Annotated in this window: 7 tRNA genes and 1 rRNA gene; all 8 read right to left on the bottom strand. The window is 51.4% G+C overall.

The window, feature by feature from the left end:
* Positions 1-56: 56 nt before the first annotated feature.
* Positions 57-132 (bottom strand) — tRNA-Ala (locus tag NSS95_RS16960).
* Positions 133-141: 9 nt separating this feature from the next.
* Positions 142-218 (bottom strand) — tRNA-Pro (locus NSS95_RS16955).
* 7 nt (positions 219-225) lie between these two features.
* A tRNA-Arg gene (locus NSS95_RS16950) sits at positions 226-299 on the bottom strand.
* Between the two features lie 10 nt (positions 300-309).
* Positions 310-398 (bottom strand) — tRNA-Leu (locus NSS95_RS16945).
* 12 nt (positions 399-410) lie between these two features.
* Positions 411-485 (bottom strand) — tRNA-Gly (locus NSS95_RS16940).
* A gap of 70 nt (positions 486-555) precedes the next feature.
* A tRNA-Lys gene (locus tag NSS95_RS16935) sits at positions 556-628 on the bottom strand.
* 7 nt (positions 629-635) lie between these two features.
* Positions 636-711 (bottom strand) — tRNA-Val (locus NSS95_RS16930).
* A gap of 8 nt (positions 712-719) precedes the next feature.
* A 5S ribosomal RNA gene (gene rrf / locus NSS95_RS16925) occupies positions 720-835 on the bottom strand.
* Between the last annotated feature and the right edge of the window lie 367 nt (positions 836-1,202).

Here is a 1,202-nt window from a genome sequence, read left to right as displayed (position 1 = left end):
ACAAACAGCAACTTTTAAAGTATAACACTTATTTATTTAGAAGTCAATACTTTTTTTGGTGGAGCCTAGCGGGATCGAACCGCTGACCTCCTGCGTGCAAAGCAGGCGCTCTCCCAGCTGAGCTAAGGCCCCGAATTTGAATGGTCGGGAAGACAGGATTCGAACCTGCGACCCCATGGTCCCAAACCATGTGCTCTACCAAGCTGAGCTACTTCCCGTATATAGCGCGCCCAAGAGGAGTCGAACCCCTAACCTTTTGATCCGTAGTCAAACGCTCTATCCAATTGAGCTATGGGCGCATATATCGAATGGTGCCGAGGACCGGAGTCGAACCGGTACGGTAGTCACCTACCGCAGGATTTTAAGTCCTGTGCGTCTGCCAATTCCGCCACCCCGGCAAGAGAAAAAAATGGAGCGGAAGACGGGATTCGAACCCGCGACCCCCACCTTGGCAAGGTGATGTTCTACCACTGAACTACTTCCGCAAAAATTCAGGTCAAAGAATTTCAGGCCGTCTTTGAACAGGCTGAAATTCTTATTTCCTGCTAAATATGATGAGCCATGCAGGATTCGAACCTGCGACCCTCTGATTAAAAGTCAGATGCTCTACCAACTGAGCTAATGGCTCATATTTATGGTGGAGGATGACGGGATCGAACCGCCGACCCTCTGCTTGTAAGGCAGACGCTCTCCCAGCTGAGCTAATCCTCCGTATTATGGCCCGGCAACGTCCTACTCTCGCAGGGGGAGACCCCCAACTACCATCGGCGCTGGAAAGCTTAACTTCCGAGTTCGGGATGTGTTCGGGTGTGACCTTTCCGCCATCATCACCGGACCTGTATAATTTTGGGATGTGTTCCCTGAAAACCGGATGGGAGAAAAAACTGTAAACTGAGAACGCGTTTTTAACTTTGAAAATTGTCCAGCTCCGGTGCCTAGCCCCTCGAGGTCGAATAACCTGCCCGTCACGGAGCCAAAAGACGGCTCCATGCCGGTCAGAACATTCGCTTGTCGGGGCTAAACAAGGCACCTCCGCTTTTCTATTGTCCAGTTCCGGGCGCTATCGGCTAGTGAACTTCCCGTCCCCCTTTCCTACGATAAGTCAACATCGACTCGCCTTTAGGGCTCGTCGTGTTTCCTTTATCTCAGTCGAAAGCTCCGAAATCCGTACGCCGATGACCAAGGCGCTTCCGCTTTTCTAT

This window comes from Weizmannia sp. FSL K6-3076 (assembly GCF_038007245.1).
Taxonomy (GTDB): domain Bacteria; phylum Bacillota; class Bacilli; order Bacillales; family Bacillaceae_C; genus Weizmannia; species Weizmannia faecalis.
The sequence above is the reverse complement of the archived record's forward strand: the minus strand, read 5'-3'. Positions and strand labels throughout refer to the sequence as shown.